The organism is Trichococcus sp. (genome assembly GCF_055118575.1).
In genome coordinates, this window is the sequence record NZ_JBSQPW010000002.1 from 44,399 (window position 1) to 58,137 (window position 13,739).

Sequence of the window (13,739 nt, forward strand, 5' to 3'; positions counted from 1 at the left end):
GCATGCCTATCGTGTACATTGCATTAGGCACGAATCTGGAGCCGCGTGCAGCCCATCTTGATAAAGCCTTGGAGCTTTTCCACTCCTTGTCGGGTGTCGAAGTGAAGCGCGTATCTTCCATTTATGAATCGAAACCGGTAGGCTATCTCGATCAGCCTGATTTTCTGAACCTAGTGTTTGAAGCAGAAACGGAATTGTTACCTTTGGATTTGCTGGACAGCTGCCAAACTATCGAACAGGAGCTCGGTAGAGTACGGACGATTCGATTCGGACCGCGTACCCTGGATGTCGACATTGTTTTGTACGGAGTGGAGAGTATCGATGAAGAACGGCTTACTGTGCCGCATCCGAGAATGCAGGAGCGCTCCTTCGTACTGTTGCCGCTGCAGGAACTGAATCCGGAGTATGTCGTTCCGGAATGGAACAAGACAGTCAATGAATTAGTGGCGGAATTGCCATCGAAGGATCTCGAAGAAATCTGGAAATACGCACCGGAATCCTGAATGTCTGAACGTATATTGAAAATGAAGATTTTTGTTGAAATGTTCTTGACGTTTTCATTTCAACAAGGTATACTTTAAAAGTTGAGAAATTAAGCAGAGGCACCCGCTTCTCGCCTAAGTGGACAATTGCGTCCCTGGGCCAGATATGTACAAGTAACTTGCAGCAATGCGAGTATTGTCGGCGGGGTTAGTATGACCCGCCGACTTTTTTCTGCGTTCTTTCTCTCAAATATCATGGAGGTGAACGACCATAGCAAAAGATATGATGGTTAACGACGGCATCCGTGCCCGCGAACTACGCGTCATCGGTAGTGACGGCGAGCAACTAGGAGTCAAATCGAAAAGTGATGCATTGCAGATTGCAGAAGCAGCTAATTTAGATTTAGTTTTGGTATCGCCAAATGCAAACCCGCCCGTTGCCCGTATTATGGATTACGGCAAGTTCCGTTTCGATCAACAAAAACGTGAACGTGAAGCCCGTAAAAACCAAAAAGTGGTAAGCCTTAAAGAAGTACGCTTGAGTCCTTCCATCGACGAAAATGATTTTCAAACGAAATTGCGGAATGCACGCAAATTCTTGGAAAAAGGTGACAAAGTGAAAGCATCGATTCGATTCAAAGGACGTGCGATCACCCACAAAGAAATCGGACAAAGGGTCCTTGATCGCCTTGCTTCTGAGCTTACTGACGTTGCGACGATTGAATCTCATCCTAAAATGGACGGAAGAAGCATGTTCTTGATGTTGGCACCCAAAGCCGATAAATAAATTTGTAACTTAATTTAGGAGGAAAGACAAATGCCAAAACAAAAAACTCACCGTGGTTCAGCTAAACGTTTCAAAAGAACTGGTAACGGCGGACTAAAACGTTGGAGCGCTTTTACAAGCCATAGATTCCACGGAAAAACGAAGAAACAAAGACGTCAATTGCGTCAAGCTTCAATGGTTAGCGCATCTGATATCAAACGTATCAGCCAACAATTATCACAAATGAAATAATTCTAAATAACAACAATAAGAGATAGAACCATGGTTCTAATAAGGAGGAAATCACTATGCCACGTGTTAAAGGTGGGACAGTAACCCGTAAACGCCGCAAAAAGATTATTAAATTATCTAAAGGTTATTACGGTTCAAAACATACATTATTCAAAACAGCTAAAGAACAAGTAATGAAATCTTATACTTATGCTTACAGAGACCGTCGTCAAAAGAAACGCGACTTCCGTAGATTATGGATTGCCCGTATCAACGCGGCTGCTCGTATCAACGGCATGAGCTACAGCACTTTGATCCACGGATTGAAACTTGCTGGTATCGAAATGAACCGTAAAATGTTGGCTGATTTGGCTGTTACAGACGCTGCGGCATTCGCTGCAGTAGCTGAACAAGCTAAAGCTGCTTTGGCAAAATAATTTTCTAATCGCTGCCCTCCGGTCTTTGGCCGGAAGTGCGGCGATTTTTTATTTTTCATAGAGTAAATGCTATACTGATGTTATGTCAGTAAATTAATGGGGGTATCAATTTGGAAGAGAAAGAATTACAGATGTTGATCGATCTGACGGATGCTAGAGGCGTTCCAGGCAACGAAGGGGAGGTCCGAGAAGTCTTCAGACGCTACGCGGAACCTTACGCTGAAAGTTTTTCGCAGGACGGATTGGGCGGGCTCTTTGCAAAACATACAGGAGCAGAAGATGGGCCGACCATTTTATTGGCGGGGCACTTGGATGAAGTCGGGTTCATGGTCACAAGTATCACCGAGAAGGGATTCGTCAAATTCCAAACATTAGGTGGATGGTGGAATCAGGTCATGCTGGCCCAACAAGTGGAAATCACCAACTCTAAAGGCGAACGTTGCCACGGAGTCATCGGTTGTAAACCGCCACATGTACTGACGCCGGAAGCGCGCAAAAAACCTTATGAAATTAAAGATATGTTCATCGATATCGGTGCTTCTTCGAAGGAGCAAGTAGCGGAATGGGGCATCAAACCTGGCGATATGATCACGCCATACATTTCTTTCAAACGCATGAACAATTCCAAATTTCTTTTAGCGAAAGCTTGGGATAACCGCATCGGACTTGCCGTTGCACTGAAAGTATTGGAAAATCTTGCAAATACTGCGCATCCGAATGTAATTTTCAGTGGCGGCAATGCTCAGGAGGAAGTGGGGCTGCGTGGTGCAAAGACAGCCACACATATGATCCGTCCGGACATCGCCTTTGCTTTGGATACAGGAACTGCTGGAGATACGCCGGGAATGACGCCTCAAGAAGCGGATTCCGAATTAGGCAAAGGGCCGCAATTGTTGATTTATGATGCATCGATGATCCCGCATCGTGGTTTACGCGATTTTATTGTTGGTGTTGCCGAAGAATGTGAAATTCCGTTCCAGTACACGGTCATCACAGGTGGCGGAACAGATGCTGGTGCTCAGCATCAGAGCCTGGATGGTATTCCATCTTTTGCTATTACTGTTCCGGTACGATACCTGCATTCACACACTTCCATGATCCATGAGGATGACTATTTGAACGCAGTCAAATTAGTCACTGAAATAGTCAAACGTTTGGATGCGGAAACAGTCAGACAGATCCGCGAAAACGTCTGACAATATGCAAAACATGAACATCTGTCAAAAAATATCCACATATTTTTGCGGAGTGATAGAGTAAGATATAGATAGTGATAAAGTAGGTGTCAAGAAAGCAAGAGGAGGGGATGGAAGGATGGAGAAGTTGAAGCGACGTATCGTAATCATCGGCGGTGGACTTAGAGGATTGACAGCTGCTTATGAAATCGATAAAGCCATCTGGAAACAAAACCTTCCGTTTGAGTATGTCGTTCTGGAGGATCGATCCGCAGTGGGCGGTATGATCCATACGATTGAGATGGACGGGTATGCGTTTGATGTAGGCGCATCAGCTTTCGATTCAAGGCGAGCGGATATTTCCGGGTTTTTTCGGGAATTAGGCTTGGAAAGCGAAATTCAATTCAGCAAAGGTGGGAAACTGGTGTTGTTCGATGGGAATGCAGTCATCGATGACGGTATGCCTACCTACCACGGCATACCACTTTTTCCGAATGGTATTTGGCAAGCCAATGGATTGACCTTTGATGCAAAGCTCCGAGCGTTCATGAATAGTCTGTTTTTGTCCAAAAACTTGCATGAGAACCCTGAGTATTCAACCGACAACTTTTTGGAATTTCGTTTGGGACGGGAAGTGGTCGACTATATGGCTGAGCCCTATTATCCTGATAACGTCTACGGCTCTATGGAATTAATGCCGGTAAAATTGTTCGATGACAATTTGGTGACCATTTTCGGAAGGGCACATATCGGAAAAAATAAAAAAGAACAGTTGTTGCGTTTTGCGGATGGATCCGGTCAGGAGTATACCTTCAAAGGCGGACTGACAACCTTAATCAAATCTTTGGCCCAGCACTCGGAAGGCCATCTGTATGTGAATCAGAAAGTGAAATCATTGAGCAGTGTTGCGGAAGACTTGCTGCTGATTGAATTGAATGGACGTGAATCCATGCGTGCCGGAAGTGTTCTCGTCACAACAAACCCTCAGGAATCCTTAAGTTTTTTGGAAGGTCTTACCAGTGAGGTTGCTATCCCGAAAGCCGAAAGTACCAGTGTCGGAACCGTTTTTTTCAAAATAAACAAAACAGCAGTCAAAAATCCGCCTGAGGGACAAGGATTTGTGATTCCGCGAAAAAGTTCCTATCATACTACCAAGGTTGTTGTCCTGAACAACAAATGGCCGTTGCTTGAGCAGGCTGAACACTATTATATACTTGTGGAATTCGGCAGACGTTTGGAAGAAACCTTGATAGAATTAGCTGATGCTCTCGTGATGGAGATCATCAAGAATGAAGTGAAGGAAATTTTGACTTTGGCTGAAGAACCTCTACAGGTCATTTTTTATCGCTGGGAAAAAGCCGTACCGCATTTCAGTCTGCAGCAAAGACAAGAGATGCTGGATGATGATTATCCAGTCGATAGAGAGTATGCAAAAAGAGGCGTTTTTGTCGGAGGGAACGGAATGACGGGTTATGGAATGGAAAATGCCATCATAGAGGGAAAACGCTTGGCTGATGAGGCGATCCGCTACATGAAAGAAATGGAAAAGAACAACAGTCCGAATTAAAAATGAAACAGTTCGCCTATCTGTATGATTACAAAGGAGGGTGGACTGTTTTTTAAATTCATATAGTGTTTATTTTTGTTTGGTGCTATAATAAATCCAATGATGTTTAACTGTTACCTATTTACCGGAAAACTGTTTATTTCTACAGGGGTGAAATGATTTTCGATCGTCGAAAGCTGAAGGCATGTTATAATCTGAATAAGATTCTTTGCTTATCAGATATTGGATTGGAGGATGTTTAATGGAATTGACTATTTTGGGCTGCATGGGTGGCTATCCTACAAAAGATGTCGGTACGACAGCTTATCTGCTGACATCCGATGACTTTAAACTATTGATCGATGTCGGCAGCAATGCTTTATTGTCTCTGGAACATCATCTGGATCCGTTGGATTTGGATGCGGTCATTTTGACCCATTATCACGCGGATCACATTGCGGATTTGGGTGTTCTGCAGTACACTTTCCAGCTGAAAGAGCCTGCAGTCGGTAAATCTAAAAAAATATTGCCGATATACGGTCATGTCGAATCGGAATTTTTCCGCTTGTTGGAGATGCCGGGGGTGAGCGAAGGGATTGCCTATGCTCCGGAAGAAACGTTGGAGTTGGGACCTTTCCGGATCCGTTTTTTGAAAACCGTCCATCCGGTTCCGTGCTATGCGTTGCGGATCGAGGAAATCGCAACCGGAAAAGTCTTCGTTTTCGGGGCGGATTCAGCCTATTTACCGGCATTTGTGCCTTTCGTGAAGGATGCTGACCTGTTCTTGGCTGATGCCAATCTGTTCAACGGAAACGAGCGTCACCATGCACATATGACTGCAGGCGAAGTCGGGACGTTAGCTGAAGAAGCCGCGGTCAAACAATTGATCCTGACTCATTTGCCGCAAAAAGGTACGCTGTCTGTGCTCCTGGACCAAGCGAAAGAGGCTGCGCCATCCGTGTCCGTGACGTTGGCTGAAAAAGATCGGATCATCACCATCTGACCGGATTCAGAATCCGGAATGAAACAACAAATCATAATGAAGAATGGGAGAGGAACAGGCATATGTATTTTGTAGATAATCAAGGACAGTTGGATCCAAGCGTTAATATTGCGTTGGAGACATTTTTATTGAAGGAAAAGATCTTGGACGAGCCGATTCTGTTGTTCTATATAAATGAACCGTCGATCATCATCGGACGCAATCAGAATACGATCGAAGAAATCGATGCTGACTATGTCGAAGCAAATAAAATCCATATCGTCCGCCGCATGTCCGGAGGGGGCGCAGTATACCACGACCTAGGTAACTTTTCATTCTGCTTCATCACGAAAGATGATGGCGATTCTTTCCGCGATTTCGGAAAATTCACTAAGCCGGTCATTTCCTTTTTGCACAGCGTAGGCGTCAAGGAAGCTGAATTAAAAGGAAGAAACGACTTGGTTATCGGAGAAAAAAAATTCTCAGGGAATGCCATGTACGCGACAAACGGAAGAATGACTGCCCATGGGACGATCCTATTCGACTCTGATTTGGATGCCGTAACGAGTGCGTTGAAACCGCGCAAAGAGAAAATCGAATCGAAAGGTATCAAGTCGATCCGTAGTCGTGTAACCAACATCAAACCATTTGTTGATGAGGCTTATCAAAATCTGACTACGGAACAATTCCGTGACTTGATGCTGCTGTCGATTTTTGATGTCGAAACGCGTGAAGAAGTAAAAGAGTACCACTTGACCGATGAAGATTGGAAACGCGTATATGAAATCCGCGAAGAGTACTTTGGCAACTGGGATTGGAATTACGGTAAATCGCCTAAATTCGAAATCCAAAAACATCATCGCTTCCCCATCGGCTCCATTGAAGTCCGCTTGAATGTTGAAGAGGGGCATATCCAACAGTTGAAGATTTTTGGTGATTTCTTCGGTTTGGGTGAAATCAAAGATGTTGAAGAAGCGTTTATTGGCGTCAAATATGCCAAACAGGACATCCTGGACAAACTGAATGAACTTGACATCAAGAAATACTTCGGCAATGTGACAGCCGAAGAGTTGTTAGAAGAGTTGTACTGATAAAGAAAGAGAGGCCCCGCAATGTTTGCGGAGCTTCTCTTTTAGATTTTTACGGCTAAACGAACCCGTTCAGCATTTCTTGTCCAGCTTCACGAGTTAGCCCTTCGGAAATTAGATAAATCATACCTATTGTGCTCTACGATGCTCATACGGTATGATTTCCTAAATTTCTTTCAGGGCTAAACGAACTCGTTCAGCATTTCTGTTCTATCTGTGGAGGCCGATTGCTGTTTCCATGCGTTTCAGTGTTTCGGAGGCAACAGTATTCGCTTGTTTTGCGCCTGCATCCAATATATCATCCAGTTCTTTGGAACTCAATAACTCGTAATAACGATTCTGCATCGGTTCCAATTCAGCGATGATGGCATCCGCCAGTTTTTCTTTGAAATTACCGTAGCCTGAGCCCGCAAATTCTTTGACCAAGTCATCGATCGAGCGATCAGTAAAGGCCGAGAAAATCGTCAACAAATTCGAGATGCCAGGCTTGTTTTCTTTATCGTATTCGATGATGCCGCTTGAGTCGGTGACGGCACTCTTGATTTTTTTGCGGATGACTTTTGGCTCATCCAGTAAGGAAATGTATCCTTTGGTATTCTTGTCGGATTTGCTCATTTTGCTGGTAGGGTCTTGGATGCTCATGATCCGTCCGCCGTCTTCTGGAATCATCGGTTCCGGCATCGACAGGATTTTGTTGCCTTTTCCATACTTGTTGTTGAAACGTTGCACAAAGTCCCTTGTCAATTCCATGTGCTGCTTCTGGTCTTCGCCAACAGGGACGAAATCCGTATTGTAAAGAATGATATCAGCTACCATCAATGGAGGGTAAGTCAGTAATCCGGCCGAAACGGTCTCTTGTTTGGAAGATTTATCTTTGAATTGGGTCATTCTCTCCAATTCGCCCAAGTAAGTGTTGCATTGGACGATCCAAGCAGCTTGAGCATGCGCAGGGACTTCCGATTGGATGAAAATAGTCGATTTGTTCGGATCGATTCCAAGCGCCAGATAAAGAGCTGCCAACCCACGTGTCCTTTCTGTAAGGGTGGCTGGATCTTGTGGAACGGTAATCGCATGCTGGTTTACGATGCAGTAGGTGCAGTCATAATCTTCTTGACGCTGCACAAATTGCTTCATCGCTCCGATATAGTTCCCGATTGTCGGGATGCCGCTGGGCTGAACGCCGGAAAATATTTTCTTTTTCATAAATGCCTCCTAGGTTAAGTACGTCACTTTTTATTATAACGCAAATCCGGCTTGTATTCACGATTTTATTCGAATGCACAAAGTTGAACGATTGCGGAACGAGTGGAAGCGTTTTTATTAATTAGGCTGAATTCGAAAAAAAATAATTATCAAACGATATTTATTATAAATTATAAAGTTTCATAAGAAAGGTGCCCGATGTAAAAAAGCCTTTAAATAAAGGTTTCACAATGTTTTTGCTGACTTTAAAAAAGTGTAAATGTGTCTGAAATGTGTCTGAAATTTGTAGAGTCCTTAAAAAAAGGATAGCTATTGTGCTTAGATTGGTTTATAATAAGTCTTGTAAGTGATTCACAAACAAAACTTACGAATAAAGGAGAGATCAGAGATGGTAACATTATATACTTCCCCAAGTTGTACCTCATGTCGCAAGGCACGTGCATGGCTAGAAGAAAATAACATCCCTTATACTGAAAGGAATATATTCTCCGAACCTTTGACAGAAATTGAAATCAAGAGCATCCTAAAAATGACTGAAGAAGGCACTGAGGAGATTATTTCCACTCGATCCAAAGCATTCCAAGAACTTAACATCGACTTAGACGAATTACCTTTAAATACATTATTCACTTTGATCGAGGATAATCCCGGTCTGTTGCGTCGTCCGATCATTTTGGACGAAAAACGTTTGCAAGTGGGATACAACGAAGATGAAATCCGTCGTTTCTTGCCAAGGGAAGTCCGCGCGCTGGAATTACAAAAAGCGCAAAGATTGGCAAACTTCTAGTCAAAAGCAATCAAAAAAGAATCAACAGACAAGTGCACCGGAAAAACGGTTGTACTTGTCTTTTTTACGGAAAGAAACGAATAGATGAGAAAGTAAATGAGAAGTTGAAAGATTTTGTGCTTTTGTCTTTACATTTTTGCGATTTGATTTACAATGGGTATAAGAAAAATAGGGAAAGAAAAGTGGGGTGAAGCATGATGGAAATGGAAAACATCAACGAAAACACAATTCGCGTTTTGATTGAGAATTCTGATTTGGAGGAAAGAGGTATCACCTTTCTGGATTTATTAGGAAATCAAAAGCAAATCGAGAGCTTTTTTTACAGCATCCTCGAGGAAGTAGATGTCGATAATCAATTTCATGAATCAGATGCAATTACTTTCCAAGTGCTGCCTAATGGAAATGGGTTAGAGTTATTCATCAGTAAAGGTATGAATAACGAAGACGACTTCGATATGGCGAATGGCTCCAATCAATTGGAGCATGTAGTGGATTACATCAAAAAACAGACGAAGAGTTTCAATGAACGTGACAAAACGGCTGCGGCTACTGAAGAAGATGATATGGCACCTTTGGAAGTCGTATTCAAATTCCAGAGTTTTGACGACTTTTTGGAGCTGGCGAAACGGATGTTTTTGGAGAGCGGCGTCTCTTCGCTTTACTACTATGATAATCAGTATTATTTGGCGGTTGTCTATTTCATAGATGAGATGACGGAAACGAATATCGACAACGAAATCTTGAAGGCGCTGGAATTTTCTGAGGAATCTGATATCGCTGTTGAGATACTTGGCGAATACGGCAAGCTGGTTATCCAAGACAACGCATTGGAATCAGCCAGACATTACTTCAAATAAATAAAAAAATCTGATCCGACCCTCGACTGGGTCGGATTTTTTCTTGTCCATTCGCGGATATTATGGGAAACAGAAAGAAAGGGCGGTTGTTTATGTTGATCGCTAGAAATGCAAGTGGGGAATTGATTCCAGCTTATCAAGCCTCAAAACAAAAAGGCAAAACTATCGGGGAGTATTATTGCCCGGCCTGTAAGGGGAGGTTGGTGCTGAAAAAAGGGGATGTCATGATCGCTCATTTTGCCCATCACCAACAATCGGATTGCGCCGTTTTTTCGGAAGGTGAAACACTTCCTCACCTGATGGGAAAACAAATGCTTCTGGAGAAATTTCGGCGTGAAGGGGTTGCTGTCACTTTGGAGTGTTGGCTTCCGGAATTGCAGCAGCGTCCGGATCTCCTGCTGGTTCTGGAAAATGGAAAGAAAATTGCTGTGGAGTACCAATGCAGTCCGATTTCGCCTGCCGATCTTAGGGCACGTACACAGGGGTACCAAAGATTCGGCTACGAAGTGTGGTGGATTTGTGGAACGCATTATCAACCGGGGGGCATCAAAATAACGCAGTCGGTCTGCCAATTCTTGAATCATTCCGATGCACTCGGGAATTGGATTTGTATTTTGGATACAGCAGCGAATGAGATAGCCATCCATCACCATCTAAAGTTGAGCAGCGATGATCGCTTTCATTTTATGAAGATTGCGATTCCGGTGGATGATCTTAAAGTTGTTGCTTTAGAAAGTCTTTACGCAAAAGGTTGCTTGCCCGGGTACAAAGATATGCTGCTGTCGTCTGCCGGCAAAATCGTTGACCGCAAACATATGCAGGCGAAGGATATCAATCTGTTGCGGTATCGAACCGATCCGGAGCATCGGAAATTTCTTTTGGCGGTCTATCTCGATCGGAAGGATTTGTATCATTTGCCGGCAATCCTGTTTGAGTTACCTTGTCGAACGTTAGGCATCCGAACGCCGGCATACATCTGGCGTTACTATCTTCTTAAAGACTTCAGTAATCCGGAAACGGCAAAGCTTCTCACAAAAAAACACCTTCTCGAGTGGCTGTCAACTTGTATACGCACGAACAGAATCCGGACACGTGTTGCGATGGAGGCCAACATGGAACTTCTATGGGAACCCTTGCTCCAATTCATGATGCGGTTGGTCGAGGATGGCCACGCCGCAGCCATTGGCAGGGAAGCATGGGTCCTGCTATCCGAGCCGTTGAACAGAAATGAAACGGATCATCATTCGTGTTTGAGTTAGAATCTGTATATTCTTGCCAGTACCCTTTCGGCCCTAAGGTATGCTAAAATTATACTATTGAAATAATTTTAGGGGGAAAGTGGATGACAAACACAGAGAAACATTTAAAGAGAGCGGAAGTCCCTGAGGCTTCCACGTGGGATTTGACAGCGATCTTTCCGACGGATGCAGCTTTCGAGAAAGAGTTGGATGAATTAGCGGGAGCGGTTCCTTTCGTACGGGCTTTGCAGGGAACCATCGGCTCGAGCAGTCAAGCTCTATTGAAAGGGATTGAAGAAGTCCTCGAAATCAATCAAAAGTTGGAACGGGTCTATGTCTATTCCCATCTGAAGAATGATCAGGATACGGCGGACAGTCTGTATCAGAATTTGCACGATAAAGCCTTGTCGATTTTGACGAGCGTCAGTGAAGCTACCTCTTGGTTCGAGCCAGAAATCATGGAGATTCCGGAGGATGAACTGGAGAAGTACTTAGCAGAAAACGATAAGCTGAAACCTTACGCGCATTTATTGGATAGCCTTACCTCTGCTCGTGAGCACGTCCTTACCGCCAGAGAAGAAGAGTTATTGGCGGGTGCGGGAGAAATTTTTGCTGCGCCAAGCAAGACTTTTTCCGTTCTCAATAATGCTGACATGACATTCCCGAAAGTGAAAAATGAAGAGGGCCAGGAGGTCCAATTGACTCATGGTTTGTATGGAAAGTTGATGGAAAGCCCGGATCGGGAAGTCCGTGAAGGAGCCTTCAAAGCACTATACAAGACATATGATGGTCTGAAAAATACGTTTGCGACTACCTTATCGACTAACGTGAAGGCGCACAATTACAAATCCAAAGTACATAAATATGAATCCGCCCGTGCAGCCGCTCTGGCGAATAATCACATTCCGGAATCCGTTTACGACACGTTGTTGGATGTGGTGAATGAACATCTACCTTTGTTGCATCGCTATGTGGACTTGCGTAAAGACTTGTTGGGGGTCGAGGAGTTGCATATGTACGATATGTATACGCCATTGACAGGGGAAGCCCCAATCAAATACAGCATCGAGGCGGCGATGGAAGAAACCTTGAAAGGTCTTCAGCCGCTTGGAGAGGACTATTTGGCTATCCTCCAGGAAGCATTTGACAATCGTTGGATCGACTGGCTTGAGAATGAGGGGAAACGCAGCGGAGCTTATTCTTCCGGTGCCTACGACACGAATCCGTATATCCTGATGAATTGGCAAGATTCGTTGAATCAATTGTATACATTGGTCCATGAATTGGGACACAGCGTGCACAGCTATCTGACAAGAAAGAACCAGCCTTATGTGTACGGAGATTATTCGATTTTCCTGGCCGAAATCGCTTCGACAACGAATGAAAATATTTTGACCGATTATTTGTTGAAGACGCAAACCGATCCTAAAGTCCGCATCTATATTTTGAATCATTACCTGGATGGTTTCAAAGGAACGATATTCCGCCAAACCCAATTTGCCGAATTTGAACACTATATCCATCAGCAAGCCTTGGCAGGTGTTCCGTTGACGCAAGATTTCATGACTTCTTATTATGCGGAATTGAATGCCAAGTATTATGGTCCGAGCGTCGAAAAGGATCCTGAAATCGGCATCGAATGGACCCGTATTCCGCATTTCTACTATAATTATTACGTCTACCAATACGCTACCGGCTTTTCGGCTGCGACGGCATTGGCTAAACGCATCGTGGAGGGTGAAGAGGGCGCGTTAGAGAAGTACCTTTCCTATCTGAAAGCAGGAAACAGCGACTATCCGATTGAAGTTATGAAAAAAGCAGGCGTGGACATGACTCAGTCAGCTTACATCGAGGATGCTATGAAAGTGTTCGAGGAACGTCTGAATGAACTCGAACAATTGATTGCAGCGCAACAGGCTTAATCAAATGAGTCCTTCTAATAATAGTCTTCATTAGAAAAAGCTTCGCGGCCCTCCGAGGGTCGCGAAGCTTTTCTTAATCAGTGGGTGATGCGTTGGTAGTTTTTTCCGATTGTCGTGATGTTTGTTTTCTTCAGGTTGGCATTCTTCTGGTCGCACGCTACCGAGCAATCCTTGATTACTTCATGCAATACTTCGGCAGTGATGTTGTCTTCCAACAAGAGGCCGTATTGATAATTCAGATTATCAAAGATGACAAGCGAAGGATTCGTTTTGATGTTCATCTCTTGGGCGATATGCTGATCTGCTTCATAGCTGCTTTTTACGAAAGGCGATTCTTTGTCCTCAAAAAACATGTCGACATCCAGATTAGCTTTGATAGCCACTACCGTTAATAGTTCTTTAGAGTAGGCGGTCTTACCGTCCGCAAGTGATTTCTGCAGGTGAAGCAAAAAGTTGCGGCCGCGTTTTTTGCCTTGCATCAAGGCAGCTTTATATGCCAAAGAGGCATCATAGATGGAACTGTATATTTGATTGCGTAAGGTTAAATCTTTTTCCGGCAAATTTAATCTCTTCATGTACTGCGTCACGGTATTGAAATTATGGAAAGTGATGAAGTGGAAGTGAACTTTCGGGCCTTCCAATGAACTCATGAATTTCAGAACTTCTTGTTCGGTAAGGTAGCACTTGTGGCCTATCGGGTTCACGAATAGATAAAGCTCAAAAATCTGTTGAGGAGAAGAGATAGAATCAGCTGTATTCTGTTTTGACCTATACATTTTAATCCTCCCTCTTTCCTGTTTTGCTTACTATTAGTTTACCAAAAAAAATCCCAAACAAGTAGCAATAAGGCTTCCCGAAGAGTTGCCTGTTGAAGACCGGCAATAGTTCTTCCTTATGACCTTCTTTTTTCTTGTTCAGTATCGGCTGTTTCATTGTCAAGGTGTATTTTACGAGACAATGAACTAATTTGCAACTAAATCGATTGATTTTTTTTATCTTGTATAGCTTGAGATTCGATTCAAACA

General features: G+C 43.7%; 14 protein-coding genes. 12 read left to right on the forward strand and 2 right to left on the reverse strand.

Features of this window, described 5'->3' with window-relative positions:
• Window positions 1-2: 2 nt before the first annotated feature.
• The 8 genes from folK to ACTCCX_RS00800 all read left to right on the forward strand — a co-directional run bounded on the left by folK (window position 3) and on the right by ACTCCX_RS00800 (window position 6,710).
• A complete protein-coding gene (gene folK, locus ACTCCX_RS00765) occupies window positions 3-503 on the forward strand; it encodes a 2-amino-4-hydroxy-6-hydroxymethyldihydropteridine diphosphokinase (protein ID WP_463274271.1) in 501 nt (166 codons plus the stop codon).
• A 262-nt stretch (window positions 504-765) separates the two neighbouring features.
• Window positions 766-1,269, forward strand: a complete 504-nt coding sequence (infC, locus tag ACTCCX_RS00770; RefSeq protein ID WP_463274272.1) for a translation initiation factor IF-3 — start codon at window positions 766-768, stop codon at window positions 1,267-1,269.
• 30 nt (window positions 1,270-1,299) lie between these two features.
• Entirely contained in the window at window positions 1,300-1,500 is a 201-nt protein-coding gene (rpmI, locus tag ACTCCX_RS00775) for a 50S ribosomal protein L35 (protein WP_068559934.1), read from the forward strand.
• Window positions 1,501-1,556: 56 nt separating this feature from the next.
• Entirely contained in the window at window positions 1,557-1,916 is a 360-nt protein-coding gene (gene rplT / locus ACTCCX_RS00780; protein WP_068559936.1) for a 50S ribosomal protein L20, read from the forward strand.
• Window positions 1,917-2,026: 110 nt separating this feature from the next.
• Window positions 2,027-3,112: a M42 family metallopeptidase gene (locus ACTCCX_RS00785; RefSeq protein WP_463274273.1), complete on the forward strand. Its 1,086-nt coding sequence runs from the start codon at window positions 2,027-2,029 to the stop codon at window positions 3,110-3,112.
• 118 nt (window positions 3,113-3,230) lie between these two features.
• On the forward strand, window positions 3,231-4,658 hold the full coding sequence (gene hemG, locus ACTCCX_RS00790) for a protoporphyrinogen oxidase (protein WP_463274274.1): 1,428 nt from the start codon (window positions 3,231-3,233) through the stop codon (window positions 4,656-4,658).
• A 241-nt stretch (window positions 4,659-4,899) separates the two neighbouring features.
• Window positions 4,900-5,640 (forward strand): MBL fold metallo-hydrolase, encoded by a 741-nt coding sequence (locus ACTCCX_RS00795; protein WP_068559941.1) that lies wholly within the window; start codon window positions 4,900-4,902, stop codon window positions 5,638-5,640.
• A 62-nt stretch (window positions 5,641-5,702) separates the two neighbouring features.
• A complete protein-coding gene (locus ACTCCX_RS00800; protein WP_463274275.1) occupies window positions 5,703-6,710 on the forward strand; it encodes a lipoate--protein ligase in 1,008 nt (335 codons plus the stop codon).
• A gap of 207 nt (window positions 6,711-6,917) precedes the next feature.
• Here the strand turns inward: ACTCCX_RS00800 and trpS are convergent, their stop codons facing one another.
• Window positions 6,918-7,910: a tryptophan--tRNA ligase gene (gene trpS / locus ACTCCX_RS00805; protein WP_463274276.1), complete on the reverse strand. Its 993-nt coding sequence runs from the start codon at window positions 7,908-7,910 to the stop codon at window positions 6,918-6,920.
• A gap of 388 nt (window positions 7,911-8,298) precedes the next feature.
• Here trpS and spxA point away from each other — a divergent pair, with 388 nt between their 5' ends.
• The 4 genes from spxA to pepF all read left to right on the forward strand — a co-directional run bounded on the left by spxA (window position 8,299) and on the right by pepF (window position 12,714).
• Window positions 8,299-8,697 (forward strand): transcriptional regulator SpxA, encoded by a 399-nt coding sequence (gene spxA, locus ACTCCX_RS00810; protein ID WP_068559948.1) that lies wholly within the window; start codon window positions 8,299-8,301, stop codon window positions 8,695-8,697.
• A 197-nt stretch (window positions 8,698-8,894) separates the two neighbouring features.
• Complete coding sequence (locus ACTCCX_RS00815; RefSeq protein ID WP_463274335.1) at window positions 8,895-9,554, forward strand: adaptor protein MecA; 660 nt, start codon at window positions 8,895-8,897, stop codon at window positions 9,552-9,554.
• Between the two features lie 92 nt (window positions 9,555-9,646).
• Window positions 9,647-10,813: a competence protein CoiA gene (locus tag ACTCCX_RS00820; RefSeq protein WP_463274277.1), complete on the forward strand. Its 1,167-nt coding sequence runs from the start codon at window positions 9,647-9,649 to the stop codon at window positions 10,811-10,813.
• Between the two features lie 83 nt (window positions 10,814-10,896).
• The gene (pepF, locus tag ACTCCX_RS00825) at window positions 10,897-12,714 is read left to right on the forward strand and encodes an oligoendopeptidase F (RefSeq protein ID WP_463274278.1); all 1,818 of its coding nucleotides are present in this window, start codon (window positions 10,897-10,899) and stop codon (window positions 12,712-12,714) included.
• A 77-nt stretch (window positions 12,715-12,791) separates the two neighbouring features.
• Here pepF and ACTCCX_RS00830 read toward each other — a convergent pair whose 3' ends face one another.
• Window positions 12,792-13,490, reverse strand: a complete 699-nt coding sequence (locus ACTCCX_RS00830; RefSeq protein WP_463274279.1) for a DsbA family protein — start codon at window positions 13,488-13,490, stop codon at window positions 12,792-12,794.
• Window positions 13,491-13,739: the final 249 nt, after the last annotated feature.

Bases quoted from the DNA above. Each gene is read 5' to 3' on its own strand.
- folK (WP_463274271.1), top strand. From the start codon at position 3: ATGCCTATCGTGTACATTGCATTAGGCACGAATCTGGAGCCGCGTGCA.
- infC (WP_463274272.1), top strand. From the start codon at position 766: ATGATGGTTAACGACGGCATCCGTGCCCGCGAACTACGCGTCATCGGT.
- rpmI (WP_068559934.1), top strand. From the start codon at position 1,300: ATGCCAAAACAAAAAACTCACCGTGGTTCAGCTAAACGTTTCAAAAGA.
- rplT (WP_068559936.1), top strand. From the start codon at position 1,557: ATGCCACGTGTTAAAGGTGGGACAGTAACCCGTAAACGCCGCAAAAAG.
- hemG (WP_463274274.1), top strand. From the start codon at position 3,231: ATGGAGAAGTTGAAGCGACGTATCGTAATCATCGGCGGTGGACTTAGA.
- ACTCCX_RS00795 (WP_068559941.1), top strand. From the start codon at position 4,900: ATGGAATTGACTATTTTGGGCTGCATGGGTGGCTATCCTACAAAAGAT.
- ACTCCX_RS00800 (WP_463274275.1), top strand. From the start codon at position 5,703: ATGTATTTTGTAGATAATCAAGGACAGTTGGATCCAAGCGTTAATATT.
- trpS (WP_463274276.1), bottom strand. From the start codon at position 7,910: ATGAAAAAGAAAATATTTTCCGGCGTTCAGCCCAGCGGCATCCCGACA.
- spxA (WP_068559948.1), top strand. From the start codon at position 8,299: ATGGTAACATTATATACTTCCCCAAGTTGTACCTCATGTCGCAAGGCA.
- ACTCCX_RS00815 (WP_463274335.1), top strand. From the start codon at position 8,895: ATGGAAATGGAAAACATCAACGAAAACACAATTCGCGTTTTGATTGAG.
- ACTCCX_RS00820 (WP_463274277.1), top strand. From the start codon at position 9,647: ATGTTGATCGCTAGAAATGCAAGTGGGGAATTGATTCCAGCTTATCAA.
- pepF (WP_463274278.1), top strand. From the start codon at position 10,897: ATGACAAACACAGAGAAACATTTAAAGAGAGCGGAAGTCCCTGAGGCT.
- ACTCCX_RS00830 (WP_463274279.1), bottom strand. From the start codon at position 13,490: ATGTATAGGTCAAAACAGAATACAGCTGATTCTATCTCTTCTCCTCAA.